This window comes from Microvirga sp. KLBC 81 (assembly GCF_003075415.1).
Classification (GTDB): Bacteria; Pseudomonadota; Alphaproteobacteria; order Rhizobiales; family Beijerinckiaceae; genus Microvirga.
The window spans coordinates 1-981 of record NZ_QDAH01000275.1 but is presented as its reverse complement, the minus strand read 5'-3'; the positions used below and the strand labels follow the sequence as shown (position 1 = coordinate 981).

Here is a 981-nt window from a genome sequence, read left to right as displayed (position 1 = left end):
AGAAAAGGGCCGCGCCTGAGCTCTGATCTGGTTCAGGTCTGCGGCCTCAGGTCTGCGGCCTCAGGTCTGCGGCCCTTGGCCCGGCGCCCCCACGGGAGGCCGATCGGGATCTGCTTTGCCTCCTGTGGGAACAGCCGCCAGAGAGGCCATCCCCTTCGCGCCGGGCCGGTTCCTCAACCTCCCGGGTACGGGGGGCGCCCCGGCCTTGGACGGCCAGGCCTGATTTCCGCCATTCCGCTCTGCATCCTTTCTGATGCTAGGGAGTTATTCTTCTGGCTCGGCGGAGGTACCGCCGGAGCCGCGGGAGGAGCGGACAGGGAATGACCGAGGACGAAGTTGACGCGGTGGCGAAGGAGCTGGCCAAGATCGGCGGCGCCGCGTGGTATCCGGGCCGCAGCCGGGGCCTGCTGCTGCGGGTTGTCGGCAACCGCTACCGCGACCGGGCCCGCGTGGCCATCGCGGCCCTCGATCGCCTGCGGGCGCGGCAGGCGGCCCCGGGCCCGACGGCTGCCACGCCCGCCGGACCTGAGGCCGCGGCGCCTGGCGCGGGAGAGCCGCTCCAGGTCGGCGCCGTTGTGGTGTACCGCCCGCCCAACGACCAGAGGGCGATCCCGTGCCGGGTGGCGAAACTGGAGAACGGCCGGGCCTATCTGGTCCCGTGCCCCCCGCCCGAGGTGGGCTGGGTGCCGCTCGCCAGCCTGCCGCCACAGACTGACGATGACCGGACCTGAGCGCTCGGCCGAAGGGGGGACATGCGCTGCTTCTTTCACCTGATGAACGGCCACGAGACCATCCCGGACGACACCGGGGTGGAGGTCCCGGATCTGGAAACCGCGAGGGCCGAAGCCCAGAGGGCGATCAGCGAATTGCGCCAGGAACACGAGGGCGCCATCGACGACTGGGCCGGCTGGCGGCTCGACATCGTCAGCCCCCGGGGCACCCTTCTGCACTCGCTCCCCCTCAGCAAATCCCTCCATTGAT

Annotated in this window: 2 protein-coding genes; both read left to right on the top strand. The window is 70.9% G+C overall.

All coding sequences use genetic code 11. The features are described from left to right. Positions 1–320 precede the first annotated feature (320 nt). Positions 321–731 carry a hypothetical protein gene (locus DC522_RS33730; RefSeq protein ID WP_116532724.1) on the top strand — a complete coding sequence of 137 codons (411 nt, stop codon included), beginning with the start codon at positions 321–323 and terminating at the stop codon, positions 729–731. A 21-nt stretch (positions 732–752) separates the two neighbouring features. Then, the gene (locus DC522_RS33725) at positions 753–980 is read left to right on the top strand and encodes a hypothetical protein (protein ID WP_116532723.1); all 228 of its coding nucleotides are present in this window, start codon (positions 753–755) and stop codon (positions 978–980) included. Position 981: the final 1 nt, after the last annotated feature.

Bases quoted from the DNA above. Each gene is read 5' to 3' on its own strand.
- DC522_RS33730 (WP_116532724.1), top strand. From the start codon at position 321: ATGACCGAGGACGAAGTTGACGCGGTGGCGAAGGAGCTGGCCAAGATC.
- DC522_RS33725 (WP_116532723.1), top strand. From the start codon at position 753: ATGCGCTGCTTCTTTCACCTGATGAACGGCCACGAGACCATCCCGGAC.